This is a genomic window from Sphingobium sp., assembly GCF_049304695.1.
GTDB lineage: Bacteria > Pseudomonadota > Alphaproteobacteria > Sphingomonadales > Sphingomonadaceae > Sphingobium.
In genome coordinates this window covers 21,736-46,978 of the sequence record NZ_JBAQOK010000059.1, presented here as the reverse complement: position 1 = coordinate 46,978, position 25,243 = coordinate 21,736, and the positions used below count along the sequence as shown (strand labels likewise).

General features: G+C 62.3%; 29 protein-coding genes. 22 read left to right on the top strand and 7 right to left on the bottom strand.

What is annotated here, in order from left to right:
- Positions 1-8: 8 nt before the first annotated feature.
- From WA070_RS09295 to WA070_RS09275, 5 genes are all read right to left on the bottom strand, one after another.
- Positions 9-140, bottom strand: coding sequence for a benenodin family lasso peptide (locus WA070_RS09295; protein ID WP_161774400.1), 132 nt, complete (start codon positions 138-140; stop codon positions 9-11).
- A gap of 160 nt (positions 141-300) precedes the next feature.
- Positions 301-951: a GntR family transcriptional regulator gene (locus WA070_RS09290; RefSeq protein WP_169575072.1), complete on the bottom strand. Its 651-nt coding sequence runs from the start codon at positions 949-951 to the stop codon at positions 301-303.
- 14 nt (positions 952-965) lie between these two features.
- Complete coding sequence (locus WA070_RS09285) at positions 966-1,379, bottom strand: helix-turn-helix domain-containing protein (protein ID WP_051520135.1); 414 nt, start codon at positions 1,377-1,379, stop codon at positions 966-968.
- Between the two features lie 159 nt (positions 1,380-1,538).
- Positions 1,539-1,952 carry a hypothetical protein gene (locus tag WA070_RS09280; RefSeq protein ID WP_169575073.1) on the bottom strand — a complete coding sequence of 138 codons (414 nt, stop codon included), beginning with the start codon at positions 1,950-1,952 and terminating at the stop codon, positions 1,539-1,541.
- Positions 1,953-2,042: 90 nt separating this feature from the next.
- Positions 2,043-2,195: a hypothetical protein gene (locus WA070_RS09275; RefSeq protein ID WP_161774360.1), complete on the bottom strand. Its 153-nt coding sequence runs from the start codon at positions 2,193-2,195 to the stop codon at positions 2,043-2,045.
- 117 nt (positions 2,196-2,312) lie between these two features.
- Here WA070_RS09275 and WA070_RS09270 point away from each other — a divergent pair, with 117 nt between their 5' ends.
- The 22 genes from WA070_RS09270 to WA070_RS09165 all read left to right on the top strand — a co-directional run bounded on the left by WA070_RS09270 (position 2,313) and on the right by WA070_RS09165 (position 24,261).
- A complete protein-coding gene (locus WA070_RS09270; protein ID WP_169575074.1) occupies positions 2,313-2,594 on the top strand; it encodes a hypothetical protein in 282 nt (93 codons plus the stop codon).
- Entirely contained in the window at positions 2,591-3,397 is an 807-nt protein-coding gene (locus WA070_RS09265) for a DsbC family protein (RefSeq protein WP_422633764.1), read from the top strand. Before WA070_RS09270 ends, WA070_RS09265 begins: the two co-directional genes overlap by 4 nt.
- A 196-nt stretch (positions 3,398-3,593) precedes the next feature.
- Positions 3,594-3,908 (top strand): hypothetical protein, encoded by a 315-nt coding sequence (locus WA070_RS09260; RefSeq protein ID WP_026149605.1) that lies wholly within the window; start codon positions 3,594-3,596, stop codon positions 3,906-3,908.
- Positions 3,909-4,037: 129 nt separating this feature from the next.
- Positions 4,038-4,304: a type IV conjugative transfer system protein TraL gene (locus WA070_RS09255; protein ID WP_069064025.1), complete on the top strand. Its 267-nt coding sequence runs from the start codon at positions 4,038-4,040 to the stop codon at positions 4,302-4,304.
- Positions 4,305-4,315: 11 nt separating this feature from the next.
- Complete coding sequence (locus tag WA070_RS09250; protein WP_408021799.1) at positions 4,316-4,945, top strand: TraE/TraK family type IV conjugative transfer system protein; 630 nt, start codon at positions 4,316-4,318, stop codon at positions 4,943-4,945.
- A gap of 37 nt (positions 4,946-4,982) precedes the next feature.
- The gene (locus WA070_RS09245) at positions 4,983-5,702 is read left to right on the top strand and encodes a type-F conjugative transfer system secretin TraK (protein WP_422633780.1); all 720 of its coding nucleotides are present in this window, start codon (positions 4,983-4,985) and stop codon (positions 5,700-5,702) included.
- A complete protein-coding gene (locus tag WA070_RS09240) occupies positions 5,699-7,027 on the top strand; it encodes a TraB/VirB10 family protein (protein WP_169575079.1) in 1,329 nt (442 codons plus the stop codon). Before WA070_RS09245 ends, WA070_RS09240 begins: the two co-directional genes overlap by 4 nt.
- Positions 7,028-7,053: 26 nt before the next feature.
- Complete coding sequence (locus WA070_RS09235; protein WP_169575080.1) at positions 7,054-7,659, top strand: TraV family lipoprotein; 606 nt, start codon at positions 7,054-7,056, stop codon at positions 7,657-7,659.
- A complete protein-coding gene (locus WA070_RS09230) occupies positions 7,656-10,178 on the top strand; it encodes a TraC family protein (RefSeq protein ID WP_169575081.1) in 2,523 nt (840 codons plus the stop codon). The genes WA070_RS09235 and WA070_RS09230 overlap by 4 nt, the downstream gene beginning before the upstream one ends.
- Positions 10,175-10,501, top strand: a complete 327-nt coding sequence (locus WA070_RS09225) for a hypothetical protein (protein ID WP_169575082.1) — start codon at positions 10,175-10,177, stop codon at positions 10,499-10,501. The genes WA070_RS09230 and WA070_RS09225 overlap by 4 nt, the downstream gene beginning before the upstream one ends.
- Positions 10,501-10,878, top strand: a complete 378-nt coding sequence (locus tag WA070_RS09220) for a hypothetical protein (RefSeq protein ID WP_422633763.1) — start codon at positions 10,501-10,503, stop codon at positions 10,876-10,878. The genes WA070_RS09225 and WA070_RS09220 overlap by 1 nt, the downstream gene beginning before the upstream one ends.
- Positions 10,879-11,169: 291 nt before the next feature.
- A complete protein-coding gene (locus WA070_RS09215) occupies positions 11,170-11,772 on the top strand; it encodes a conjugal transfer protein TraW (protein ID WP_169575085.1) in 603 nt (200 codons plus the stop codon).
- Complete coding sequence (locus WA070_RS09210; protein WP_169575086.1) at positions 11,769-12,782, top strand: TraU family protein; 1,014 nt, start codon at positions 11,769-11,771, stop codon at positions 12,780-12,782. Before WA070_RS09215 ends, WA070_RS09210 begins: the two co-directional genes overlap by 4 nt.
- 137 nt (positions 12,783-12,919) lie before the next feature.
- The gene (locus WA070_RS09205; RefSeq protein ID WP_422633762.1) at positions 12,920-13,105 is read left to right on the top strand and encodes a hypothetical protein; all 186 of its coding nucleotides are present in this window, start codon (positions 12,920-12,922) and stop codon (positions 13,103-13,105) included.
- Positions 13,102-15,033, top strand: coding sequence for a hypothetical protein (locus tag WA070_RS09200; protein WP_169575087.1), 1,932 nt, complete (start codon positions 13,102-13,104; stop codon positions 15,031-15,033). Before WA070_RS09205 ends, WA070_RS09200 begins: the two co-directional genes overlap by 4 nt.
- On the top strand, positions 15,030-16,124 hold the full coding sequence (gene traN / locus WA070_RS09195) for a conjugal transfer protein TraN (protein WP_169575088.1): 1,095 nt from the start codon (positions 15,030-15,032) through the stop codon (positions 16,122-16,124). The genes WA070_RS09200 and traN overlap by 4 nt, the downstream gene beginning before the upstream one ends.
- A 265-nt stretch (positions 16,125-16,389) precedes the next feature.
- Positions 16,390-16,986 (top strand): type-F conjugative transfer system pilin assembly protein TrbC, encoded by a 597-nt coding sequence (locus WA070_RS09190; protein WP_328804732.1) that lies wholly within the window; start codon positions 16,390-16,392, stop codon positions 16,984-16,986.
- Positions 16,958-17,554, top strand: a complete 597-nt coding sequence (locus WA070_RS09185; RefSeq protein WP_169575090.1) for a S26 family signal peptidase — start codon at positions 16,958-16,960, stop codon at positions 17,552-17,554. Before WA070_RS09190 ends, WA070_RS09185 begins: the two co-directional genes overlap by 29 nt.
- Positions 17,551-18,438 carry a conjugal transfer protein TraF gene (locus tag WA070_RS09180; RefSeq protein WP_169575091.1) on the top strand — a complete coding sequence of 296 codons (888 nt, stop codon included), beginning with the start codon at positions 17,551-17,553 and terminating at the stop codon, positions 18,436-18,438. Before WA070_RS09185 ends, WA070_RS09180 begins: the two co-directional genes overlap by 4 nt.
- 35 nt (positions 18,439-18,473) lie before the next feature.
- On the top strand, positions 18,474-19,037 hold the full coding sequence (locus WA070_RS09175; RefSeq protein WP_169575092.1) for a hypothetical protein: 564 nt from the start codon (positions 18,474-18,476) through the stop codon (positions 19,035-19,037).
- Positions 19,038-19,084: 47 nt separating this feature from the next.
- On the top strand, positions 19,085-20,509 hold the full coding sequence (locus WA070_RS09170) for a conjugal transfer protein TraH (protein ID WP_169575093.1): 1,425 nt from the start codon (positions 19,085-19,087) through the stop codon (positions 20,507-20,509).
- An 8-nt stretch (positions 20,510-20,517) separates the two neighbouring features.
- Positions 20,518-24,261: a conjugal transfer protein TraG N-terminal domain-containing protein gene (locus WA070_RS09165; protein WP_169575094.1), complete on the top strand. Its 3,744-nt coding sequence runs from the start codon at positions 20,518-20,520 to the stop codon at positions 24,259-24,261.
- A gap of 2 nt (positions 24,262-24,263) precedes the next feature.
- Here the strand turns inward: WA070_RS09165 and WA070_RS09160 are convergent, their stop codons facing one another.
- Positions 24,264-24,656 carry a hypothetical protein gene (locus WA070_RS09160; RefSeq protein ID WP_120252699.1) on the bottom strand — a complete coding sequence of 131 codons (393 nt, stop codon included), beginning with the start codon at positions 24,654-24,656 and terminating at the stop codon, positions 24,264-24,266.
- Between the two features lie 143 nt (positions 24,657-24,799).
- Positions 24,800-25,042, bottom strand: coding sequence for a hypothetical protein (locus WA070_RS09155; RefSeq protein WP_422633761.1), 243 nt, complete (start codon positions 25,040-25,042; stop codon positions 24,800-24,802).
- Between the last annotated feature and the right edge of the window lie 201 nt (positions 25,043-25,243).

The following is a 25,243-nucleotide window of genomic DNA, read 5'->3' as shown; positions in this document are numbered from 1 at the left end:
TCGACCGATTATTCGTCGAGAATGCCGGTCTGCTGCTGACCAGCGGGATTGTCCTGATCGACCAGGCCAATGCCCTGCGTTTCGGCGCTCGCGCCGCCCAGATCGATCATGTCACCCTCGATATTTTCCAGATGTTCCATAACAACCTCCATCTTCAAAAAAGCTACCAAGTGGCAGCGACGAGAAGTTTAGGTGGCAGCTCAACATATTGGCGATCTTATAAGCTCTCAATATGCGCGCTAATCTGTTGGTCGCTGGCGTACGCCAACAAGCTTTGTTGCATGATTGGGAAATCTAATTTCATTTCGGCGTGTTAAAACTGGATATATTCGATAGGATCTGATGCGCGACAATCGAAGCCCGCCTTATTCGGCGTCGGTGATAGGCCCAGATAGCCTCCCGGACGGCCGCATCGCGACCGATCTCTGTCAGGTTCCAGATCGACAGCAGTTCTTCTTGGACATTGTCGAAAACAAGCGGCTCATGGAGTCTCGCGATAGCCAATCTGTCACCTGCCATGATGATTGCGCGTGCATGGACCGCATTTTTGGGTCGGCTTCCGATAAAGGAAAACAGGTTATTGGCCGCATCACGTAATTCGCGGGGATGAAAGGGCCCATGCCGGTCGAGTGCCTTGATAGGTTCGAGATCACCTTGGAATGGCGCCTTGGCCTTGAGCGCATGTCGCACCAGATATCCGTGCCAGGTGTAGAGATCACGCAGCATATCGGCAGTAACAGGCGGCACAACAAAACCGCCGCCCTGGTTCGATACCAGGATTTGCTCACCAACGAGTTGGTGGGCGCTATCGCGTACGGGTGATATACTGACACCATAATGATCGGCGAGCGCCTGCACGACAAGCGGCGCGCCTGGTCTCAATATACCGTCCAGAATATCCTGCTTGAGCCGCCGGTAAATGCGATCGGCGGTGATCGGTTCGGCAGACATTGCGCGACAAGCCCTTATTCCTGATCGCCCGCATCTGTAAAAAAGGAGGCTCTGCGCCTGCTGATCGTGCTGGACGAATGTTCATAAATGAGAGCGATGCAGCGATCCTCCAGCTCGGACAGGTCCTCGTCGAGAAGCAGTTCCTGGGGGATCGACATTTTTCGCTCCATGAGAAGAAGCGGGATCATGATATGAGCCGTCGATAGCCCCAGCCGGTGTGCACATGCCAAATGCTCGTCCAGCTTGGATTTTGGATTGCCCGCCTCAATCTCCCGCAACCATCTAACACTAACCCCGGCGGCGCGAGCCAGCTGGGGCTGAGTGATCCGGTCACGTCGGCGGCGCTCTTCGATGCGCTTGCCGGAAATCTCCTTGATCGTGGAGAGAACCAGCCCGTCATCCTTGGTCTGAAGTTTTCGAGTCTGCATGTACAGGCACCCCCGGACATTGTCTCGAAACTCCCAATGGCACTTACCCGATTACGATAGGCTATGCATTTTGCTCATGCGGTCAAAGGCTATCGTTCTCAATCTGAGACGAATTTTCTCCTGTCATTCCAGGTATCACGAATGAACAGTCATCCTTTTTCATGCTGATTGAGGCCGGCGCAACAGCGCACATAGGCGACGCATATCCCTTTCGCTGGCGACGCTCATATGACTTACGGCTGCGACATACACGGTGCTGAGAGGCGGCGCATACATAGCACCGGCCCGCGAGACCTTCTCTCTGATTTCTCGGGCCAAGCTTCCCAGCTCCTGCGGTGCCCCTACATAATGCTGCATAGTCCCCGAAAGGCGCGCAATATCGGGATCGGCAAGGTCGGCAACCATTTCGTCAAGGTCCCGAGCGGCTAGCAGCGTGACGGCCGCATGCAAGGTATTGCCGTACGACAAAAGATCATGAGCGGCGGTGCAGAACCGTGAATGACACTGCAAGAAAAGGCTTAGCCCGCACTCGGACATTGTCAGCCTGTAACTTCGTGTCGCCTGCGCGGCCATAGATGCCTCCTTTCCCCGCGGTGGCCCAACGAATTGAGCCCGCATGCCCGTTGAAAATACGCCGTGCCCAGCCGTGGGAGCAGCGTGGGATCAAAGCATTGTGAACGGCCCATCGGCACTGACGTGCCCATTCGGCATGATGTTGCCTGATCGCGGCATCTCACTGCCTTCCAGCGGCACGTCACTACCCTGCACCGGCACGACATTGCCCTGGCCATTGCAGGGCTGGGGAAGCTTGGACAACGATCCATTTCAACGGACCGGTGATGGCAAGTCTACCCGAACGAACGAAGCTCCCCGGTCACACAGTCCCTTCATCCAGGCGGCCAATGGCCGCTCTAGTCCAAGGAGGTATGAACCATGGCCAGCGGATTCCCAAACAGGCCACCGACCTTCGTCATTCTTATGGCCGTCACTATGCCCTCCATTGCGGCTCCAAAACAAGAGGCCTTCGTCCGATCAACCCGCGCCGTAGACAGGGCGACACGCGTCATCCGCAACGTCGGCGGCGACTATGCGATCATAGCAGCCACGCCGCGGCGGCAATTGGCCCGGCCGACAACGGTGCCGATCGGACGATCCATCGGCATTGACGCCGCGCTTTTCTCGCTCAATTCCAGGAAACCGGAGCAACGCCCATGACGGTCACATCTCACCCGCTGTCGCTGTTCGCTTTGCTCGCAGGAGCCGCATTGGCCGTATCGCCCAGCCTAGCAATCGCAGACCCAGCCGATGAGGCTGCGATACTAAGGGCAGCCGCATCAGAAGCCGAGGCGAAGCTCCATCAGACCTTTACGAATCTTCAGTTCGAGGATTTTGCCGTGGCTCCCGTCACGGGTCAGTTGTATCAGGCAAGCGCCAGAGGCCGCATCATCTACTATGCGCCGCAAAGTGAGCATCTTTTGTTCGCTACGGTCTACGACCGCAACGGCGTCAACCTGACCGCGCTGGCGCAGGAACAGGGCGCCACGCGCCGCCTCAAGGCCATCGACCCTGCCAAGGCATTGGCGATCGGCCCTGCAGATGCGCCCACGGTCATAGAATTCACCGACCCGGATTGTCCCTACTGCCAGGCGCTCGACCGCTTCTGGAGCGCAAAAGCCGCCGAGGGCAAGCCGGTAAGGCGTCTCATCTTCTTCGTGAGCGGCATCCATCCGACCGCTGCTGCCAAGGCCGAGCATATCCTATGCTCGACAGATCGCGAGGCGGCCTTCCGCGCGGCCTATTCAGGCCAGACACCGCCCGTCCTGCGCCAATGCGCGCAGGGCCGTGCCAAGGTTGCGGAGGACGCTGAACTGGTCGCCAAAGTGGGCGTGTCAGGGACGCCAACGCTGATCGCAGATGCCAAGCTCATATCGGGCTTTCAGCAGGCCGAACTCGAAGCGTTCCTCGATCGGCACGCAAAGCCTGCGCTTGCAAAGGCAGTGTCCGATGTGCGGCGCTGAACGGGCGCGCGCCATCGCGGCTGCGCACAATCTCTTTGCGGAGGGCATCCGGCCCGGCCCCAACTGGCCAGCGCGGATGAACCAGGATGCCGGCGGCGGCGGGCTCATGGAGCCGTCCACCGACGCCCCGGCCGACACCGATCTTGCTTCGATGCCGGCAGGCTTTGGTTGGACGGCTCCTTTTTGGAGCAATGCTATGATGCACAAATTTGGCAACAAGGTCCTGGCGGTGGCCAATGTCGGCCTCCCTTTAGGCGCGATGGCCCTGGTCGGTGGCCCGGTCCATGCCTTCTCGGCACCCGCCCAGGGCGATCTTGGTTACGACATATACGATATCGTCGTGAACCAGGGCGTGAAAGGTCCGATGGGATTTGTGGGCGGCGTCGCTGCCTTCCTGTTCGGCGTCTCGCGCCTTTTCTCGAATATCATGATCGGCATCCCGACCATCGTCGCGGCCGTCTGCCTCATCAAGGCGGACTCCATTCTCCAGACCTTCGGGATGGTCATCTGAGACGCGAAGGTGGGGCACGCACCTGGCTGACCAGGCGCTTCCCCCACCGGCAACAGGCTGGGGACCGATGGTCGGTTCCTGGAGAATGATACCTTCGAAGGTGTCATGAAGCCAAGAGGAGAAGGGCAGATGGACGAACGCCTTCCGCAATATCTGCATCGGCCCGTCCAGATCCTTTGGTTTGGATCTGACGAGTTTCTGCTCGCGACCTCGAGTATTTTCGTGGCCGCGATCGTGGGCGGACTTGTCGGCTGGGCGCTGATCGCTGCCCTTCTCCTTTTCATCCCGTGGAAGCGGACCAAGCCCAGGGGCTATCTCCCCCATCTCGCCTGGCGCTGGGGTCTTGTTTCCTTTCCTCATTATCCGGGTCCCACCCAGACCCGCTTCTTCGAGTGAGCGCCATGGGCATGTTCGGGCACAAAAAGACGGACGAGGATCCGCTGCTGGGCAAACCGGCCAGCTACGGCATCCATCGCTACCTGCAGGGCTCGGCCAACCTGTTCGAGGAAAACCGCCTGCTCAAGGTTGCCATTGCGGGCATGTTCGGCGTCACCGCCGTGCTGGGCGTGGTCATCTACACGACCAACCAGAATGCCCGGACGGTGATCGTCCCCTTTGGCGCCACGGGTGATCTTCATGTCTCCGGCAACACACCGTCCGAAGCCTACATCGTCGCCATGACGCGCAACATCGTCGCGCTGTCGGGCACCTGGTCGGCTTACTCGGCCGATCGGCAGTTCCAGGAGCTGTTGGGGCTCGTTCACCCGTCCGCCTATGGCGCGATGCGCGACAGCCTCAACGCCATGCTCGATGAACTGGCGAACAACCCGACGCTGTCGATCGCCACCTATATCCGGGGCGATCAGCCGGTCCGCTGGACCGCCCATGAGATCGTCGTCCCGGTCGAGAAGGTCCGTGTCATCGGCGGCGTAATCCGCAAATTCCGGGGCATTTTACGCATCGGCTACGGCATCGAAAATGGCCGTTTCTGGCTGACGCGCCTTTCCGAGGAGCAATTCGATGTCGAAACACGCTAATCAGCGCATAGGAGCGTGCGCCGCTCTAACCGGGTTCATGCTGCTGGCGATCCCGGCCTCAGGCCAGACGCTCCATGCGCTGCCCGATCAGACCAGTCGGATCCGTCTCTCCAACCGCGACATCAACCATGTCGTGTGCGAGGGCGGCGAGATCGAGGATATCAAATTCTCGGCCGAAAAGGGTCTTGCCGTCGAGAAAGGCGGATCGGACGCCTGGATAAAGTTCCTCGCCCGCGAGATTGACGACGCAGGGCAAGTGACGCGCAGCTATGTGACGCAACCTTCCGAGTTCTTTGTGCACTGCAACGGCGCGACCTACCCGCTCTATGCCGAGCCGGCGGAAATTCCCGCGCAGACGGTGATACTCGTGCCCGGCGCGCGGCAGCGTGCCCAGGCCAATAGCGCCTTGATGGCTGCGCTCGCCGATGAAGATCGCGCCGTCTCCATCACCATGGCCCTGCTCGACGATCGCATCCCTGCCTCGTTCAGCGAGGTCGCGCCGTCGGGTGACGCGGTCGGCATTTCAGCGCTGCCGGGCCTCTCGATAACCGAACAACGCCGTATCGCCGTCGAGGGCGCCGGACTTTCAGCTTCACAATATCATGTGCGAACCACGGCAGCGGTGACGCTGGACGAGCGCCAGCTCGTCGATCCGGCCCTTGGGGCAGGCATTTTTTCGGTCACGCTGGACCGGGTCCGCCTTGATGCGGACGAAACGGCCCGACTTGTCGTGGTCCGTCGGGGTGCCGGACAATGAGCGGCGACAAGAACAAAGGTGCAGCGGAGACGCCGGAAGGCCTGTCGCCCTATCAAGCCCATCTTGCCGCTCAGAGCGCCGGACCGAAGGATGAGGCCATACGCCGTCCGTCTCCGGCCTTGCTCGACCTCAAGGCGCAATGGGCCAAAATGTCAGCGCGGCAGAAACTGCGCGCGCGCCAGCTCGCCGTTGGCGTTGCCGTCGGCGCACTCGGGATCGGACTCTACGCGGCATCCGGCAGCAAGGAGGACGTCAAGCCCACCGATCCCGCCGCATCGCTCAACATGGGTGCGGGGCTGCGCGGCGACAGTCTCGAGGTCAAACTGCGCGGGGATTTGAAAAAGGTCCTCGATGGCCAGCAGCTGCTGGGCGACCGGGTCAGCGCGATCGAGGAAGGCAAAGTGCTCACGGGCAACACAACGGCTCCAGGCGGACAGACCATGGATGGCGACCTGCCCCCCGCCCTGCCCGACAACGTTCCAGCTCTGCCCTACCCGCCCGATACCGGCGACATCAGCGCGGATGCCGACAGGCTGCCTGCGCCGCCCTCCGGTCCAGTTGCGCCACCTGCTCCACCAGCACCGCCAGTCGAAAAAACGGTCGGCGCGATCGGCTCGGCTGCCGGTCCGGTCGTGGCGCAGGGCGCGACCGACCATGCCGCATCGTCCAAAAAAAAGAGTCGGACGATCTATTTACCGCCTGGTTTCATGAAGGCGCGGCTCCTGACCGGGATCGACGCGCTGGCGAGCCGGGACGCGACCAGTAATCCTGAACCCATCATCGCCAGGGTGCAGGCGCCCGCGGTCCTGCCCAATGAGGTGAAGGCCAACCTAGCGGGCTGCTTTGTGGTCGGCAACGCCACCGGGAGTCTTGCCAAGGAGCGGGTCGAGGTCCAGCTCGTGTCGCTGTCCTGTGTGGATTTCGACGAGCATTCGATCGTCGATCAACCGGTCAAGGGCTTCTTTGTCGATACCGACGGCAAGAAGGGCCTGTCGGGCAAGGTGGTGACGCGGGCCGGGGCGACGCTGGCGCGCGCCTTCATCGCCGGGACCATCAGCGGCATCTCGCAATCGGTCGAAAGCACGTTCGGCAACACCTCGACCTCAGCCTTGGGAACGGTCCGCACGCTTGATGCGGGCGACGCCGCAAGGACGGGCATTGCCGGCGGGCTCTCCAAATCCTCCGACAAGCTCACGGACTTCTATCTCGATCTCGCCCGCCAGGCTGGTCCCATCGTCGAGGTGGGTGCCGCCAAGGATGTGGTCGTGGTGATCCAGGAGGGCGCCACCCTCGAAATCAAACCCGGCGCGGGAGTCAAATTCTGATGTCCGCGCCCACGGGAGACAAAGTCATGAAGATACTCCGACCCTGCCTCCTCCTGCTGCCCCTTCTCGCGCTGCCCGGCTGCGCGACCATGGGATCGGTGATGTCACCCTATAGCGAGAAATTCTCGTGCAAGAATAGCGATCATGGCCAGTGCATCCATCCGGGCCAAGCCTATGCCGATGCGGTCGCAGGCCGTGCCTCCAGATCCGATCCTGCCGTCACCCATGATCGCAAGCTGCTCGCTCCGGACAAGAAGCAAGGCCGCGGCAGAGACATGGGGCCCGCCAGGGCTGCGGCGACACCCCAGGCTATATCGCAACCTGGCCAGGGCCATGTCGGCGCGCTGATCGAGGCTCCCGGATCGCCGATGCTGCGCCCTTCGCGCACGATCCGGACATTGATCCTGCCCTATGCCGACAAGCAGCGCCCCGACCGGCTCTATATGGCGCGCTATGTCTATTCGATCATCGACCGGCCCGCCTGGGTCGTAGGCGACTATCTGGTGGAACCGGGCGGGCGAACGCCTGCGCCACCGGTGCTGCGCACGATGCGCGAGCCCGAACCGGGCAGCACAGACGTGCCGACGCAAGAGGCCATGCCGCTTACCATCCATCCGGAGAAACGGCCATGAGCGCGCGGCCCGGCCACAAGGGTCTGAGCTATCAGCGCCTGCGCGCCGCCGTGACCCGCGACGCCTATTCGGATTTCCTGCCGATGGTCGCCTGGGTCGAAGAGGAGGAAGCTTTCCTCTGCATCGACGATGGCTGGGGCCAGGCCTGGGAGCTTGTTCCGTCCGCTTATATGTTCGCCCATGTGCAACAGGCGTTGCTCGGGCTGCTCAATATCCATTTCCCCGAAGGCACGGTCCTCCAGCTCATCACCTTCGCCGATCCGCTGATCGATCCTGCGCTTGATGCCTATCTCGATATGAAGGTCAGACCAGACCCGCTGGTCCAGGCCTCGGCCCGGCGTACGGCCGACTATCTGCGCAGCGGCACGAGGGGCCTGGATGCGCTCCATGCCATCCCGGTACGCGACTTCCGGTTGTTCCTCGCGATCAAGACGCGGGTGAAGCTCGGCGCTGATCTGCGCCGCCAGGTCGAGGAGCAACTGGCGAAGATGGGTATCCGGCGGCTACCGCCCGACGAACTGGTCAGCTTCTATCGCCGGATCTTCAACGGCGTCTTCGCGCCCGCGCCGGGGGTATTCCTCAGCGAAAGCATGGGCGGCATGCCCGCCCCATCGATCGCGCGGCAGATTATCGAGGCTGGGCCTGACCTCTGCTTCGAGGGCCCGGAAGTATTTATGGGCAACCAGGTGGCGCGCTGCCTCACGCCCAAGGCACCCGCACGCCGGATCACCGCCGAGCGCGCCAACCGTCTCATGGGCGGGATGCGCGGGAGCGCCGAGGACAGCGACCAGATTGGTGGGCCATTCCTCTATTGCCTCTCGATACTGTTCGACCATTCCCAGTTCGAAATCCACAAGCGCGCGCAGATCCTCTCGGCGCAAAAGGCCGCGGGCAGTTTCGCGGTCGAGGTCGGCAAGCAGATCGAGGAGATTGGCTGGATCTTGGATGAAGCGTCCAACAGCCGCTTCGTCTCGGTGATCCCTACCATGTGGGTATTCGGCCGCGACAGCGCCCAGGCGCGTGAGATGGCAGCACGCGCCAAGCGCTTATGGGAATCAGAACCCCTGCCCTTCATGGTGCAGGAGGAAAGCTATCTGCTGCCCGTGCTGCTCGCTGCCAGCCTGCCCTTCGGGCTTTATCCCGAAAAGCAGACAATCAAACTGCTGGAGCGCGATTTTCGCATGGCCGTGAAGGCCGCCAGCCTCATGGCGCCGGTCCAGACCGATTTTCGCGGCGGCGGCCGCCCGGCTCTCCTCTACGTGGGCCGCAAGGGGCAGCTCATCACACTCGATCTCTTCGACCCGCGGATCAACAATTATAATTTCATCGTTTCGGCTGAGTCCGGAGCAGGCAAAAGTTTCCTGCTCAATAATTTGTGCCAGCAATATTATGCGCAGGGCGCGCTGATCCGCATCATCGATATCGGCGGCAGCTACCGCAAGCTCTGCACGCTCTGCTCGGGGCGTTATATCGACATCGGCGAGGAGCGCCTGGTGCTCAACCCTTTCGACATGGGGCTGGCGCTCGATGGCGAAGACAAGCAGTCGGCGATCGCCATGGCAGTCGCGATCGTCGCGGAAATGGCGAACGCCTCGACCCGCAAGCCCGTCACCACATCGGAATGGAACCTCCTTAAATCCGCTGTCCAATGGACCGTTGATAGCGGGCGCGGCGAAGACGGCATCGACGCGGTGCGCCATTGGCTCGGCCGCTATCCCGACAATGCAGCCTCCGACCTCGACCGGGTCGACCATCTCGTACCGGTCGCGCGCGAACTGGCGTTCAACCTGCGCGATTTCGGGTCGCAGGGCGCCTATGGCCATTTCTTCAACGGTCCTTCGACGCTCGACATCTCACGCGATGAATTTGTGGTGCTGGAGCTCGAACGCCTGAAGGCGCTGCCTGACCTCTTCAACGTGATCGTGATGGTGGTGGTGAACGCGGTCACCCAGGAACTCTATCTCTCGGCCCGCGACAAACCCCGCTTCGTCCTGTGCGACGAGGCCGCGCAGTTCATGACCCGCAGCGACGGGCAGGATCTCTCCCGTCTCGCCGAGGCATTCGGCCAGGGCTATCGCCGCGCGCGCAAATATCAGGGGAGCTTTGGCATCGTGCTCCAGAGCATGAACGACCTCATGCTCTTTGGCGGCACCGGACAGGTGATCCTGGAAAATGCCGCGACCAAATTCCTGCTGCAGGGCTCCACCTATGACAAGGCGGTGGACAACAAGATCCTCGACTATTCAGGCTTCGTCCTCGATCTCCTGAAATCGGTCCGCAACGCCAAGCCCAACTATTCCGAAGTGTTCATCGACAGTCCATTGGGCCTCGGCATCGCGCGACTGGTGGTCGACCCCTTCAGCTACTGGATCAATACTTCTGCGCCCAACGAGGTTGCCGCCTTCGAGGCGCTGGTGCGGGCCGGTCGCAATCCGCTGGAAGCGGTCTGCGAACTGGCCGGTGTCGATCCGGCCCAAATACTGGGCGGAAATACTCGCCAGGGCGGGAGGGCGGCATGACGCACAAGCCTGCAACCCATCCCGATCAGCTGGCGCTCGACTGGGAAAATGACCCGGCAATCGAAGCGATGATCGAAGCGCGTGTCGCCCGTCGCGCCGAGGCCGCCGCCTTCCATTGGCGACTGCGGCTTGTGGCCATCGAAACCTGCATGATGGGCAGTCTCGTCATCATAGCCGGGATCGCGCTCCATCAGCAGCCGCTGCAGGCCATACGGGCAGGCATCCTTGTGGCTGCCGCCTGCTGTGCGAGCGGCATGCTGCTGATCGGCCTGTCTGGCGCATGCGGGATGGTCTTCTCACGCCTGCGGCAATGGAGGGCGTGATGAAGGCCGATCACAGCAATGGCTTCGATCTTGGCCTGGACGTCGGAGACGATGTCCATGGGCTTCTGGCCTATGCGAGGAGCGTGAGTAACCCGGCGCTTGGGATCGACGCGGTTGCGCAGGCGATCGTCTCGGTCATCCAGGCGGAACGCCGCTTTGCGCGGATGAGCTATACAATGTTGGTGACCGGCGGCATCGCCAATGCCGCGTTTTGCGCATTTGCCGCAGCGTGGCTCTTTCAGGCACCGCTTGCCGAAGGCATCTTCATCGGCATCTGCGCCGGAATAGGCGCGGGCTCGACAGGTCTGATCCTTATTCCCTGGGATGCAATCGCCGAGCGCTTTCATGCCATCATCCAGCGGTGGAGGCGGATGTGAACGGCATCTTCTCGGCCACGCCCGCGCCAGGACCCATCCGTCTGCTCATCGGCAGCCAGGGCCTTGTGCTCGTGCAAACCTGCATCGCCTGGCAGTTACCCGCCGTGCCCGCGGTCGTCCGCATTCTCGGCGCGGTCCTAGCGGTCATTGCGATAGTGGCGCTGATTAGCGCCGCTATCGGCGAGGGGCGCGAGAACCGTGCGCCATATTGGAGACGGCGTCGTGATCGCTAGAACCACGGGCCCAGGGCGCCCTCGTCATGCCCTATGGGCAATAGCGCCCTTGGCGCTGATGACTGGACTGCTGACGCACGCCCCCGTCACAGCCGCGACCAGCATTATCGGCCGCACCTGGCCGATCGCCGAGCCCGATGCGCTGAGCGAGATCGAAAGCCGCGCCGCGCATGTTCCCGACATGAAAGCCGCCTTTGGCCCGCGCGAGCGCTGGTCGGCGATGAAACCTGCCACGCTCGGCATCGCCCGCGACGATCGCCGCCGAACGGTGGTGCCCTTATATACCCTCGATCAGGATATCCGGCTGCCGAGCGGAAAGCGGCTTTACGCCAAAGGCTACAGCTTCAATCCGCTTGCCTATGTGTCACTGCCCCAACGGCTGATCATCGTGCACCCCAGCGATCTGGCCTGGGCGCTACGCACCGCAAGGCCCGCCGATTTCATCCTGCTCGCCGCCGGTGGTCTTTCCCAGGCCGCAGATACGCACGCCGATGCGATCACATTGGGCGAGCGACACGGCCGGGCGCTGTTCCTGCTCGAGGAGCGCGTGAAGGCACGGCTTGGCCTGACGGTCGCACCGGTGATCGTCGCGCAGGCGGGCCAGAAGCTGGCGCTGACCGAGGTCGTCATGCCCCCAAGCCTGGGGAGGGCTGCGCGATGAAGATGCTTTCTGTCCGAAGCGTTTTGACGCTGGGCTCAGCCCTTGCGGCACTGGCGATCGCGTCCCCCGCCCATGCCTCCAAATGCGAGGCGGGCACGATCTTCAATCCGATCACCAAGGTGCGCTGGAACTGCATCTTCCCGATCACCATCGGCGGGGTGAAGGTGGGTCCGACCGACCCGCTCGGCAAGGCGCTCGACGCGCAATCGGCCTCCAAGCCCTTATGCGCCTGTCGCAAGGGCGTGACCTTCTGGTTCGGTGTGAAGGTCAGCTTCTGGTCGCCCAATCGCATGGTCGATGTTGTGACCGAGCCTGGCTGCATGATGGCGCTGGGCGCTGACATCATGCCGACCGGTGGCAGGCTGCAAGGCAGCCAGACCAGCCTTTCCGACGGCACTAACACGCGCAAGATGTTCGCGCAGATGCACTATTATATCGCGCCGGTCTGGAAGATGCTCGACATGTTCACCGACCTGCCCTGCATCGAGGATGACGGCTTCGACGTGGCGCTGATCACGGAGGTCCTGCCGACCTGGCAGTCGGCGACCTTGGGCGCGATCATCCAGCCAGAGGCGATCCTGTTCGGCAATCCGGCCGCCGGCCTTGCCTGCATGGCCGACAGCGCTGCGGCGGCTGCGGGTAAGGTCGTCGATCCGCTCTTCTGGTGCATGGGGTCCTGGGGCGCGACCTATCCGATCGCTGGCGACATCCATTTTGGCGACAGCGTCGAGGCCTGGGCGGGGCTCGCCGCGCGCGGCGTCTTCATGATGGGGCGGCTTGGTGCCCTTACCGTCAGTTCAGCGGACGGCTGCTCGTTCATCCCGCAGCCGGTCTGGACCAAGAGCCGCTACAAGTTCCAGCTGATGGAACCGGTCAAGGGTGGCCAGTGCGTCAATGTCGGGCGGCCAGGCGCGCTTTGGACCAGCGCCAAACATGCGCCGGGCAAGGACAATGCCCAGTTCATGCTGTTTGAAAAGACGATCTGCTGCGCCGGGGTTTCGACGCCATGAACAGGTCGCCTGTCCCGATCCGCATGCCCTCGCCTGGCATCAGCCGATGGTCTGCCCGTCATTCCACCGAGCCAGGCGTTCCCCATGCGGTCAGGCCGGTGTCGCATCCCCCCTGCGGCACCGGTCGGACGGTTGGCGTGGCCACACATACAGACGATCATACGGCGCGCCCCTCTTCGCCGCATGTGGTCGTGGCCACGCTGACCGTTTTTGAAGGTCAGGCTGTATTCCGGGCAGAGCGTGCCGACCCCGTTTCTGCTATATTTCTGTTCCGGCTGCGGCGCGGATCGCGGCAGATCGCGTTACGCGAGAACCGGCCATGAGGCCAGCTACCCTCGTCCTTGTCGCAGCGCTCAGTCTGCCAAGTCCCCTGCATGCTCAGACCGCGCAGGACCGCGCCCGCGCTGCGGCGGCCGCAGCGCGGTCGAAGAGCGCGGACAGCGACGCGCTGCTTGGCAATTATGTGACGCCGGGTCTGGCGGGACAGCCCATCACCACCGTCGACACCAAAAAGTCCTTCACCCCCAATCTTGCCTGCAAGAAAAGCGCGACGCTGCTCGAACTGCTCGCCCAGCCCAGCGCCACCGGCGATATCGGCACGCTCAGCATCTCGCGCGACAGCGATCTCGACGGGAGCTTCGATGAGGCATTGACCGTCCCGGTTCCCACGTCCGGGATTTGCGCCAATGGGATCATCTCCTGCGCGCCGGGCAGTTGGGACGCGTGTCGCTTCTTCCGCTGGGACGCTTCGGCGTCCGGATCGTTGAAGCTGTCCCAGGTCGAGCTGACCGATCTGGCCGGCTGTTACTGCGTCAATAATAGCTGCGGCAGCAATCTGGTCTGGGGCAATATGGCCTCGATCCTCAAGGATCTGGGCGGCGGCGTTGTCGGCGCGCTCACCACGGCCGATCCGCGTATCGGCATCGCGCAGGCGTCCATCGATGGCCCGCTCATCCGCTATACCGGCGCGCAAACCACATCCTGCACGGCGCAACCCCAGATTGGCGCCACGGCCTACAAGGCCAATCCCGGGACCATGGCAGGCGACGCCTTTGGCACCGCGCGAACGAGCAGCATTTTCCAGGCACTTGTCGCGTCTTCAACCGGAACCGGCACATCGCAGGTGCGCCGGAGTTGCGCCATCACGCGGCAGATCACTCAGGAAGAGATGACCGCCGAGATGATCATCGATCGCGTGGCGGGCGGCTACGCAACCTATGCTGCAAATCCAAGCAGCCGCACCTTCGTCATGGGTTCGCCCTCCGACAACAGTCTGTCTGGCGGATCCTGCACGCTGATCGATTTTCATATGACGCTGCGGGTCAAGGACGCCGCAAGGCTTCAACAAGTGCTTCTGACCCGCTTTGGCGGGGACGATTGGGCGCAGATCAGGATCGATGGCGAACTGGTTGGCTCAGGCCCGGAAGTCTGGACCGGGTCGGGATTTCCGCCCGCTAAATGCGAGAAGAAGAGCGCTTTCTATGTCGATCCCAACCTCGATCTCACCTCCAGGCTGACGCAAGGCGATCATGATATCTGGTTGCGGGTAGCGGTTGCCGATGGCGGCGAAGCCTATGCCGCGATCGAAGCGAAGGTGGACGCCGGCTGCAAGACGAGCGAGCAGCTTGTCGATAGCTGTTCAGGCTATGCAGCCAATGACGCCTGCCGTCTCGACGATGAGGATGTCGATGGCGTCATCACCTATCGCAACGGCGTCAAGACCGGGCTCACTCCCCTGCCCCAGACGCGGCTGATCGGCACCGGCGCCTGCGCGACCACGATCAGCCGCGCCTTCTTCGAACGCCAGCGCAGCTACGCCTGCACGGTCGATAGTGGCGCGGTGCCGAAGCCCGATCTCTCGCGCGGCACCTATATCATCGATCATTCGACCGAGACTTTGCTCGCTGACCGGGTGACGAATGCCGATGGCAGCCATAGCCTGACAACCCGCAATTTCTCCTTGCCCGTGTCCGGCAGCGTCAATGCGTGCGAGCCCATCTGCAAAACCCGCAAGGCGCAGGTCAATATAGCCGCAGCCCCCGATGGCGTGACCGGTTCCAGACAGAGCGATCCCATGGGCTGGGACTATCATTATCACGCCTGCCAGGAGAACGGTGTCTGCCCTGCGGGCGAGGGCGAGGAACTGGTGCAGGGCTGTGGCTGCATCGATGATTTTCCCGAAGCGGTAGTGATGATGCAGACCGTACATCTGGGCGGTGCCGACATGGTCTGCACGAGTGCCGTGCGATGAGGTCGCTGCGTATCTTGCTCTTGGGGCTGATCCTCCTCGCGGGCGCTGTTTCTGTGTTCCCCGGTGCCGCGATCGCCCAGCAGCTTTGCGCTGTCGATCTTAACGGCAATGGCGATGCGGCGGACGACGGCGAGACGGCAAGCTGTCACCTGACCGGCGCGGGCGGATGGATGTGCCCCATCGGCGAAACACCGTGTGAGGCGGATCAAGGTGGAGCAATGCGCTGCCCCCTCGGCGAGCAATATGCCTGCGCTGTGCCCGCGAGCGGCGGCGCGCCGACCTGCTCGGTCAACGCTTGTATCGACACCAGCGCCAATCCGATCGTCGAGGAGCCGGTGGTGGATGATCCCGGTGTCGCAGCCGACGGTGCCGTCGATGCTGATGGCAATTGCCTTGGCACGATCGAGATTTTTTCCGGCCGCGCCGCGCGCTGCCGTCCTGCTGGGCTCAGCACCACCTTCCAGAATTGCTGCAAGGACAAGGGAAAAATCGTGAAGGACGGCATGGGTGGTTCGATCTCGTCGATTACGACCAAGATCGCGGTCGCCAAGGGCGTCTTCACCGGCATGAAAGCCGCCTACACTGCCTTCAAGGCAGGCGCGACCGCAAGCCAGGCGGCAAGTGCCGGTGCCAACGCGATCATTGTCGGCATCGATCCCACATCGATCGCGATCAGTCTTGCGGTCAATTTCATGATCGATCTCCTGCTCCAGGGCTGCGACCAGCAGGATATGGAAGTGGGCATGCTGCGCGGTTCGGGCATGTGCCATGAGATCGGCAGCTATTGTTCGTCGAGCATCCTTGGCGTGTGCGTCCAGAAGGCGCGGGGCCATTGCTGCTTCAACACAAAGCTTGGCCGTATCATCCAGGAACAGGGCCGCCCGCAGTTGAAGGCCTTTAGCGCCATCGGCTGGGGCACCGCGAAGCAACCCTACTGCCGGGGCTTTAGCCCGCAAGAATTCCAGGCGCTCGATTTCAGCAAAATGGACCTCTCCGAATATTATGCGGAAATCGAGGCGCGCGCCCAATCTGACATCCAGATCGAGATGAAGGACAAGATCGATGCCCATATGCAGACGATCAGCAACTAGCCGCGCCCTGCTCCTGGCGGCTCTCGCGCTCTATCCCGCATCGGTGCGAGCAAGTGAACCGCAGGCTGTGGCCAGTCAGCCGGCAGGGCAAAATACGCGGACGCGGATTGAAGACCAGGGCGATGCGGCCCTCGAACGCGTAAAACGCGCGGTCGGCAAAGCCAAGGCGTCTGCGCCATCTTCACCGGTTCTACCCGTCAAAACTGACGCCGCGGCGCAGCGCCGCGCGTTCGAGGGGATAAGCCGGCGTAAGCAGGATCCCGCCATGGCGGATCGCGTCAAGGCAGACGTCGCGGCGGCACGCAAAGCCCTGGCCATCGAACGGGAGACCGCCAGTCGGCGTATCGCGCAGGCCCTGGGCCTGGAACAGCCCGAAGAAGCGGCATTGGCTGGCGTTGTTTCCGGCAGCAGCGCGAACCAGTGGGTCCCGCTACTGTTCGTGTCCTCCTCCATGCCGGTTGAAACATTGCGCACTTACGCAGGGCAGCTCGAACGGGCCAGGGGTGTCATGGCTTTTCGCGGCATGCCGGGCGGGATGCGGCAGGTTGGACCGATGGCGCAATTGTCGGCCGCGATACTGCGCCGCGATCCGGGATGCGAAGGTCCCGCCTGCGCCATGCGCGACGTGCAGCTGATCGTCGATCCACTGATTTTCCGGCGGCATCGCGTCACCCAGGTGCCGGCGCTGGCGATGATCCCCGGCGATCCGACCCGGCCCTATTGCGAGCGCGACGAGGCGAGCCAGCGTGCAGCGCATCTTGTGCTGGGCGATGCCGCCCTGTCCGGGCTTCTTGAGGAATATGGCCGCCTTGGCGGCAAGGCGGAGGTGCAGGATGCTCTTGCTCACATGGCGCGCCGGTAACCGGGTCTGGCGCGAACTCAAGGATCTGCCGCTGCGCGCAGCCGTGGCGCTGGGCGCTGCTGGTCCTGGGCAGCCGCCCCGTCCGGGTCAGCTTTTCAAGGCCTATGGGATCGTGCTGCCCATCGGCCTCTTTGCCTGGTGGGCGATGCCGCAGATAACCCTGGTTATGACGCCCTCCATCGATGCCTGGGTCGTGCACCGCTCCCCCGGCCCGATCCGTCACGGCGACCTCGTCTCGTTCCTTCTGTCCGATCCGCTTGCCGGCCCCAAGCCAGTGAATGTCACCAAATATGCGCTGTGCTTGCCAGGCGACTGGATCATGATGATTGAAAAGCCTGCCACCGTGGGTCGCGGTTGGACCGGGTGGTACTATTGCAATGGCAGGCTGATGGGCGTCGCCAAACCCTTATCGCGCAGCGGCAAGGCGCTTGACCGTTGGCGGCCGGAAAATCCGCATATTCCCGATGGCATGATCTTCGTCGGCTCGCGCCATCCCGACGGATATGACAGCCGCTATTATGGTCCGGTCTCCATTGCGCGGCTCACCCGCATGGAGAAGCTGCTGTGAAGCGCCTCCTCGCTCTGGGTGTCCTGCTGCTGCTGCCCGTCGATATTGCGGGTGCGCAGCCCGCGCCTCCAGGCCCGGGAGATCGCGGGACGCGGGGCTATTGGTGGTATGAAACCCCCAAAGCCGACGCTGCGGAAGAAGCGGCCGATGATGTCATCCCAAAACCCGTCATACCGCCGATGGCTGAACTGGCCAAATGGGCGCCGCCCCGGATCGCCAAGCTGATCGAACAGCAGCGCGACTATGCCGCCACTATTCTCACGATCGATGCGGTCGCCGATTTCTGGCGGCTGCAGGATTTTGCCCGGCGCAAGGCGCGCGCCTTTGCCGGCGTGACCCAGCTTGCCATGCTCACTCACCCCGAACTCAACGCCCGGGCCGCCAATCCGATGGTGGGCGAGGCCCGCGATGCGCTGGGCGCGCATAAGGATCAGGTCCGCCGCCAATATCTGCGCGCGCATGCCGGGGAATTTGCGCTGGTCATGTTCGCACGGGACTCCTGCGGCTACTGCAAGGTGCAATGGCCGATCGTGCAGCGGTTCCAGGAGGATATGGGCTGGCAGGTCAGCCTCATGGATCTCGACCGCAAGCCCGAACTCAGCCAACGTTTCGGGGTCGAAGTCACGCCGACCACCATGGTTATTCGCCGGAACAGCGCCCAGCGCATGGTGATCGCAGCAGGCGTCGAGACCTATCCCAATCTCGCCCAGATGGCCTATCAGGCGGTCCGGCTGCTGCGCGGCGACATCCGACCCGAACAATGGCTGACGGGAGCCGGCGAAGAAGACGGCTTTTTCGATGCGCTCGCCAATGGACCCGTCTCCGCGACCGATCCGCGCGTGATCGGCGGCGACCTCGTCGATGCCCAAGGGCCAAGGCCGTGACGCGCCTTGGCCAAGCCCGGTTTGCTTGGGCTCTCATGCTCACAATATCAGTGCAGACGCCCGCAATGGCCGCTGCACAACAGGCAGATCGCGACCTTGCCAGGCGAGCCGCCATTCATCCGGCGTCGACAGCCGCAGACATGCGTCTCTGGCTGGCCCGCGTGCCGGTGACGCGAGACTTTCCTGCCGATTTCGAGAGCATGCTGCGTGGCCAAGCGTCGCTCTACACTATCGAGATGAGCACATCGCCCGGCTGCCTGCCATGCGGCGATCTGTGGACCAAGCTTTCCGCTTTCCGCACCCGCTATGGTTGGCAGGTCCGGACGCTGGGGCAAGAGGAAGCGATGCTGCGATCGGGACGTCTCGGCATTCCCTGGGTCGGAAACCCGGTCGCATGGGTCAGGCTGCTTGCCGACCCGAGCCGCATGGTGCCGATCGCGATCGGCACTGATCATGGCGCCAATATCGCGCGCAACGCCTGGCTTGCCGCCCGCATGCTGACTGGAACCCGGGCAGCGGTTGGCGTGCGCGCCATGTCGAAATTTACCGGGATCGTCGGCGTGAGGGCGCTGACCTCCTCTAACCCAAAGCGACGCTGATCATGGCGGGGCAGCGTCACATGTCCATTTTCATGAGGAAGCCTGCCATGGGACATCATTCACATCGTCTGATCCTTACGCTCTCCATCATTGTCGCCTCGTGCGGTCACTCCGCCCCTGCCTATGCGCAAGGCTGGGCCGAAAGCTGGTTCGATAATGTCACCTATGCCTCGCCGGGCAGCTTCGAGGACCAGACCCGCGGCTATGTGACTGCGGGCGGCATGTCGGGTCGCGTCGACGTGCATGACGACTATCTGATGAGCCTGACGCTTCCCAAGGTGAAGGCGGGCTGTGGCGGCATCGACATGTTTTTAGGGGGCATGTCGTTTCTCGACCCCGACTATCTGGTCCAGAAGCTGGAAACGATCCTGCAGGCCGCGCCCGCCGTCGCTTTCCAATATCTTCTCGAAACCCTCGACGAGAAAATGGGAAATATAATTTCAAAGATGGAGGCGGCGACCAATTATCTCAATTCCATCCAGGTGAATGACTGCCGTCTCGCCAATCGCATGGTCCAGATCGCCAGGGGCGACGATAATATGTCGGGGATCGTCGAGGAGATGACCGGCTACAAGTCGATCCGTGCAGGCTATGCCAATAGCTGGCAGCAAAGTCGCGAGAAGATCCAGGCCAATAAGGGCAATCCGACCGAGGATTTGAAGGACGCGCTCGCCAATTGCCCGGCCGAGGTCACTGACATCTTCAAGACCGGCTCGCTTCTTGGCCATGCTGCCGCGCGCGTCGGCGCGTCCGACTGGGCGGGCGTGATGCGAGCACGGGTGGGCGACGTCTATATGCGCTGGGATGATAAGGACAAGGTGCCGCTCTTCTCGGCAATCCCCGCCTGCCCACGCCAGGATAGCGAGAGCGCCGATGATTTCCTGACCGGACGGGTGCCCACCCGTGCGCTCAACATTCCCGCGACCGCTTCGGATTGCTCGGTGAACGGCGCCGGGCGCGGCGCGCTGCTGCTGGCGCGGGAAAGGATGGAATCGGTGGCCGCCAAGATCCGTACCCGCGCCGCGTTGACGACAGAAGAAAAGCAGTTCGTCGCCAATGTGCGGACCCTGCCGGTCTACCGCCTGCTCGAATGGGGCGTGCGGCAGGGCCTGACCGACAGCGTGATCGCCGACACCGACGAGCTGGTCGCCCTCACCCTCGCCTATCAGATGCTCAATGATCTCACCCGCTCTATCGACTTTGCGCTCCAGAATGCCGAGCGCGGCGTGACAACGGCGGGCGCGGCTGACGCGGACAACACCAACATCTGCCAGACGCGCATCCTGACCAAGGGCATCGAGCAGCTAAGCGAATTGCGCGACGAGGTGTTGCGCCAGCGCGCACAGATGCGCCAGTCCTATATCGCGGCCATGAACCAGGCGAACCTCTCGGCCAACTATGCCGGGGTGGTGCGCCAGCGCGACCGTGATGCGCGTGACGCCGTTGGCGCCAACGCCAATCGCAACCGGTGAGGCGAGCCATGCGTCATCTCATCCGCCTGGCATGCGTCCTGTTCGGCTTGCTCGCCGCCACGCCCGCGCTGGCGATCGATGCCAGCTATCACACATGGGACGGCTTTTCCGAAACCGTCGACGCGTTTCACCTGGTGGCGATGATCTTCGGTGATCCGCGCTATGAAACACTGGTTTTGATTGTCGCGGTGGTCGGCATTGGCCTTGGCGCGGTTATCGCCAGCATTCGGGGTTCGGGCATGGGCCTGGTTGCCTTCGGCTTCCAGATGCTGGTCGGTATAGGCCTGTTCGCCGGGATGATCGCCACGACCGGTACCGTCCACATCTATGACAGGGTGCGCAATGCCTATCAGCCGGTCGGCGACGTTCCCAATCTCATCGTGCTGGTCGCGGGTGTCACCAACCTGATGGAACGGGCGCTGGCTGAAACGATCGATGACAACACCACCGATCCTAATGCCAAGCTGGAATTTGGCGCTGGCGGCCATGCGTTCGACCTGTTCCTCAACGCAGTCTCGCCGCGCAGCCCGATCATAGACACCTTCCTTGATGCAACGGTGAAGGATTATGTGCGGCAATGCTATCCGGTCGCACGTGTCTCGCCGGCCTATGGCATCGATGACGATCAGCTGTTCCGCACCTCGACTGACCTCCCCGCTTCCTTTGCGGCTATGGCTGGCCCCGCCACCTTCTCGACCGTGTTCACGGCGAGCGACAAAGGCGGGACGACGATGAGCTGCGATGCAGCCTGGGACCATATTGCCGACCGTCTGTCGGATGCCACGGCGTTCGACGCTTACAGCGATCAGGTCTGCGCCCGCACCGGGTTCGATGTGAACCAGGCGAGCCAGCGCGATCGCTGCCGCCAGCAGATCGATGCGCTGGGCGACATGATGCTGGGCCAATCCATGAGCCGGCAGACGTTCCTCACCAACATCCTGCTCGGTCAGACGGTCGGCGATGTCTTGTTCGAGGATTCGCCTGCAGCCACGGCGCGGGTCATGGCGAACCGGGCGATCGAATCCAACGGCCTTGCCACGCTCTCGACGGCCAATGCGTGGATGCCGACCATCCGGGCTTCGGTGTTTGCGATCATGCTGATGATGATGCCGATCGCGCTGCTGTTCATCCTGACGCCGATCAACCTGCGGGTCGCAAGCTTCGCGCTCGGCCTGTTCGTGTTCGTCGCGCTGTGGGGCGTGATCGATGCCGGCATTTACCAGCTTACTCTGGGCCGGGCGATGGATGTGCTGGCCGAACTGCGCGCGACCAACGTGGCTGCCGATAGCTGGATCCTTGCGCCGTCGGCAGCGATGAAGGCGCTCGCCATCTTCGGGTCTTTCCGAACCGCAGCGGCGGGCCTGGCGGGCGCATTCGTGTTCACCGTGTTCCGCTTCTCGGGCAATATGTTCACCGCGTTCACGTCAGGCATGCTCGGCGTCCAGGGCCAGGGCAGCATGGCGGCAGCAACGGTCGGGACAAGCGAGGGCTATGCCTCCGCGCTCGAAGCGCAGGCTTCGGCCGGCGGTACGATGGCCCGGCGTTCCACATCGTCAGGCTTTGGCGATTTTGGCGAGCGCAGCAGCTTTAGACTCGACCGCGCCTTCGCGTCTGCCGGATCGGTACTGGGCGAACATGGTGGCGGCGCGACCGGAACGGCGGCGTTCGGGCTTGGCCGGGCCGATGCCGCACGGGAACTGGGCGGGCTTTCCCCTGCCCTTGCCGGGCGGGATTTGAGCGATCCTGCCACGACCAGCGCCATCCGGGCCAATGCAGCGACCTCTGCCATCCACAATTTTGCGCAAGGGGACGCACTTCGCAAGCTTGGCACGAGCTACTTCGGCGAAGGCCAGGGCGGCGAACGCGCTTTTGCCGCCTTCTCGCAGAATATGGTGCAGTGGAAGGCGTTCGGCGACAGCCAAGCCTATGAGATGATGCAGTCGGGCGCGCAGCGGCATTTTGAGCGCAGCGGCTATGATGCAAAGGATGCGGCGCTCAAGGCGTCGACCGTGATCGCCCAGGCCGGTGCTGATCCGACCTTCGCCAAGATCACGGCCAACGCCTTCGATCAGGAACAGATGCTGCGCAATGACCTGACTGCCGCGCAGACGCAGGTTGGCGCGATGGAAGGACGACGCGACTATGCCGGCGACAGGGTTGCGGAGGTCGAACGCGGCAATGTCGCGACGGAACAGGCGCATCGTACCGGACATAATCAGGGGCAGCGCGAGGCCGCCGGGATGCTCGGTCTCTCCGTCACCGAGACCAGCCGGCGTATCGGGTTCATCAACGCGCTATCCGGCGAAGCGCGATCGACCGCGATCAGCCAGTTGTCACGCTCGACCGGACGCAACGAGGCCCAGGTGCTGCGCGCGCTGGAAAGCTATAATGCCGCTGTTCAGGTCGGCACTGCCGACGGAGCAACAGCGCAAGCCGCGCGCGAGGGCACGAGTGTCTATGGCCGCACGCGCGAGGCTGCTGGTTATGATTTTGCCGAGCGGTCGGGCAAGCTTGATGCCCAGCGCGAGATCGGTCCTGATGGCGTGCGCAGCTCGGCCCAGATCGGTGAGCAACGGCGCCAGGCAGACAATGCCGGTTTTGCACAAGGCGCCGCTGCCGCTGGTGTATCGGTTCGCGAAGCCGCGCGCCTGGATTCTTTCATTCGCACGCTGGCGGGCACTGCCGGAAACCAGGTCGATATGGCTGAAGGCGGCGCAGAAGGCATCGCCGATCGTGCGCGCAACGAGCGACTGACCGGCATCGTCGACAAGGAGCGGCTCACCCGCACCCAGGCACTGCTCCGCGAGCATGGTGTGGAGATGTCGAAGCGCCAGATCGCCATGGACCAGAATGGCGACATCGGCCTTAACCTGACGCCAGAACTGGCCGCGCAGATGTGGCGCGGGGGACTGATCAACGAAAGCCAGCTTGGCGCTATCGCCAATGGGGGGCATGCCCGGTTCAGCTTTGCGCATAATGATCTGCTCGTCTCCAGCAGCACCGGGTTCAGCCAGTCTGCGCGCAACGATACCAGCACGCGGTTCGAAGCCGGCAAACAGGCGGGGCCAGATACGATCGAGCATTTCCTGGGCAGCGGCGCGCAAGGCCAGACCGCCATGGCCAACTGGTTGCGCGGCGGGTTCGAGATGGATCGGCGGGGTGACTGGCGGCTGAAACCGCAGGTCGCTGATACGCTGGAGCGCGACGTCACCGCGATTATGGTTCAGACAGGGTGGAACAGATCGCTATCGCGGATGGCAGAACATCAAACTGCAGACAATCAGACCATATCGGGCGATCTTACCGCTTCGGCAGCACGAGCTGTAGGAGCCGACGGTGGAAGCAAGGACCACAAGGGCAGCGGTAGAGGAAGCGCTGCCGGTTCGCTCACGGGCAAGGTCGGAATGGATATTGTGGATCGCGGAAGCGCCGCCGTATCCGCGCAATCATCAATCGATATTGTAAATTACGACGTTCGGGAAGCAATTGCTTCGGCTGAAAAGGCCGCTGCTCGAACCAGCAGACCAGAAGAGACTTTTGCGAAATATCTGAGTGAGCAAGTGCTTGGTGATGATGGCTTGCGCAACCGATATTTGAGGCAAGCGGATGCAGGTCGTGGGACTGTTGATGTCACAGGCCCAATAACATCAATCGAGCAGTCTTCGATTCTTAGTTCCGGTCGACTGCTGTTCGATCGCGACAATGGAATGGCGGACGGAGATTCCAGCTTTAAGGAGCGGAGGGATCCATGATGTCAGTCTTTGATCACGCCGAGATGGCGAAGGTGGCGGAAACCGGACCGAGCATCAAACGGATCAGTGTAGGGATCCATCGTCGGCGTTTGCGAAGGCTGTCCCCGCGTGATCACCCATTCGCCGCACGAAACCTTGGCTTTCAAAAACCCATAACCGAGAACCGCCACGACCGTGATCGGATTGAAGATGAAGATAAGCAGCACCATCGCGGTAGCCACGGACGTATTAATCCGATCGTACGGGATGGTTATCATGATTTCCAGGCCAATCCAGTACAGCAGCGCCGTTACCCAGTAGAGCTTCGCGTACCATGGCCGCCAAAACCAATCGGCAGCGCGCGGCGATGGCGAGCCTGCCTCATCTGTCTGCTCAACATGATCAACATCCTGCATTTGCAGAGCCTTTCCATCTGGAAAAATAGCACAGGTTCATCCGACTGGAAACCGATCCGCCCTGATCACCGTGGACCGATCGCCCATAGCCACCGCAATCATCTTGCCCCCTCCTTTCCTCCTGCCCTCCATCGAGCTTTGTTTTACGGTTCTAACAACTGGGCGTACTTCAAATCCTGGACATGGCCGCAATGAAGAAGAAGCGGCCCAATCGAGATGCACCTCCCCGTCTTTCTACCGAAGCGGATGCCGCCATCCTGCGACTTGCGCGCCTCCTGGGCCGTCAGATCGCGCGTGAACTTGATCAGGAACGACAACAGCGAGAAAAGCGCACCGACGTCCCGCCCAAATCGTGCGAATGAGGTTTGCGTGTCCAGCCCTTTCAATCTCAGATGAACCATTGTCGGCCGAATGTTGCGGCAAATATGCCGCTATTCCTTGCTTGTGTCGGCGTATTTTTGCGCCGTACGGCGGTGCAATTGCGATCTTGCCCACAGGATGATTTTATCTGAAAATCACGGTCTTTCCTAAGGACGAACTTGTGCCAGCGTTTGCATTCTATCTAGTTTCCGACGATGGCGAGCCAT

Coding starts and splice junctions, on each gene's coding strand:
- WA070_RS09295 (WP_161774400.1), bottom strand. CDS start 140: ATGGAACATCTGGAAAATATCGAGGGTGACATGATCGATCTGGGCGGC.
- WA070_RS09290 (WP_169575072.1), bottom strand. CDS start 951: ATGTCTGCCGAACCGATCACCGCCGATCGCATTTACCGGCGGCTCAAG.
- WA070_RS09285 (WP_051520135.1), bottom strand. CDS start 1,379: ATGCAGACTCGAAAACTTCAGACCAAGGATGACGGGCTGGTTCTCTCC.
- WA070_RS09280 (WP_169575073.1), bottom strand. CDS start 1,952: ATGGCCGCGCAGGCGACACGAAGTTACAGGCTGACAATGTCCGAGTGC.
- WA070_RS09270 (WP_169575074.1), top strand. CDS start 2,313: ATGGCCAGCGGATTCCCAAACAGGCCACCGACCTTCGTCATTCTTATG.
- WA070_RS09265 (WP_422633764.1), top strand. CDS start 2,591: ATGACGGTCACATCTCACCCGCTGTCGCTGTTCGCTTTGCTCGCAGGA.
- WA070_RS09260 (WP_026149605.1), top strand. CDS start 3,594: ATGATGCACAAATTTGGCAACAAGGTCCTGGCGGTGGCCAATGTCGGC.
- WA070_RS09255 (WP_069064025.1), top strand. CDS start 4,038: ATGGACGAACGCCTTCCGCAATATCTGCATCGGCCCGTCCAGATCCTT.
- WA070_RS09250 (WP_408021799.1), top strand. CDS start 4,316: ATGTTCGGGCACAAAAAGACGGACGAGGATCCGCTGCTGGGCAAACCG.
- WA070_RS09245 (WP_422633780.1), top strand. CDS start 4,983: ATGCTGCTGGCGATCCCGGCCTCAGGCCAGACGCTCCATGCGCTGCCC.
- WA070_RS09240 (WP_169575079.1), top strand. CDS start 5,699: ATGAGCGGCGACAAGAACAAAGGTGCAGCGGAGACGCCGGAAGGCCTG.
- WA070_RS09235 (WP_169575080.1), top strand. CDS start 7,054: ATGAAGATACTCCGACCCTGCCTCCTCCTGCTGCCCCTTCTCGCGCTG.
- WA070_RS09230 (WP_169575081.1), top strand. CDS start 7,656: ATGAGCGCGCGGCCCGGCCACAAGGGTCTGAGCTATCAGCGCCTGCGC.
- WA070_RS09225 (WP_169575082.1), top strand. CDS start 10,175: ATGACGCACAAGCCTGCAACCCATCCCGATCAGCTGGCGCTCGACTGG.
- WA070_RS09220 (WP_422633763.1), top strand. CDS start 10,501: ATGAAGGCCGATCACAGCAATGGCTTCGATCTTGGCCTGGACGTCGGA.
- WA070_RS09215 (WP_169575085.1), top strand. CDS start 11,170: ATGACTGGACTGCTGACGCACGCCCCCGTCACAGCCGCGACCAGCATT.
- WA070_RS09210 (WP_169575086.1), top strand. CDS start 11,769: ATGAAGATGCTTTCTGTCCGAAGCGTTTTGACGCTGGGCTCAGCCCTT.
- WA070_RS09200 (WP_169575087.1), top strand. CDS start 13,102: ATGAGGCCAGCTACCCTCGTCCTTGTCGCAGCGCTCAGTCTGCCAAGT.
- traN (WP_169575088.1), top strand. CDS start 15,030: ATGAGGTCGCTGCGTATCTTGCTCTTGGGGCTGATCCTCCTCGCGGGC.
- WA070_RS09190 (WP_328804732.1), top strand. CDS start 16,390: ATGGCGGATCGCGTCAAGGCAGACGTCGCGGCGGCACGCAAAGCCCTG.
- WA070_RS09185 (WP_169575090.1), top strand. CDS start 16,958: ATGCTCTTGCTCACATGGCGCGCCGGTAACCGGGTCTGGCGCGAACTC.
- WA070_RS09175 (WP_169575092.1), top strand. CDS start 18,474: ATGCTCACAATATCAGTGCAGACGCCCGCAATGGCCGCTGCACAACAG.
- WA070_RS09170 (WP_169575093.1), top strand. CDS start 19,085: ATGGGACATCATTCACATCGTCTGATCCTTACGCTCTCCATCATTGTC.
- WA070_RS09165 (WP_169575094.1), top strand. CDS start 20,518: ATGCGTCATCTCATCCGCCTGGCATGCGTCCTGTTCGGCTTGCTCGCC.
- WA070_RS09160 (WP_120252699.1), bottom strand. CDS start 24,656: ATGCAGGATGTTGATCATGTTGAGCAGACAGATGAGGCAGGCTCGCCA.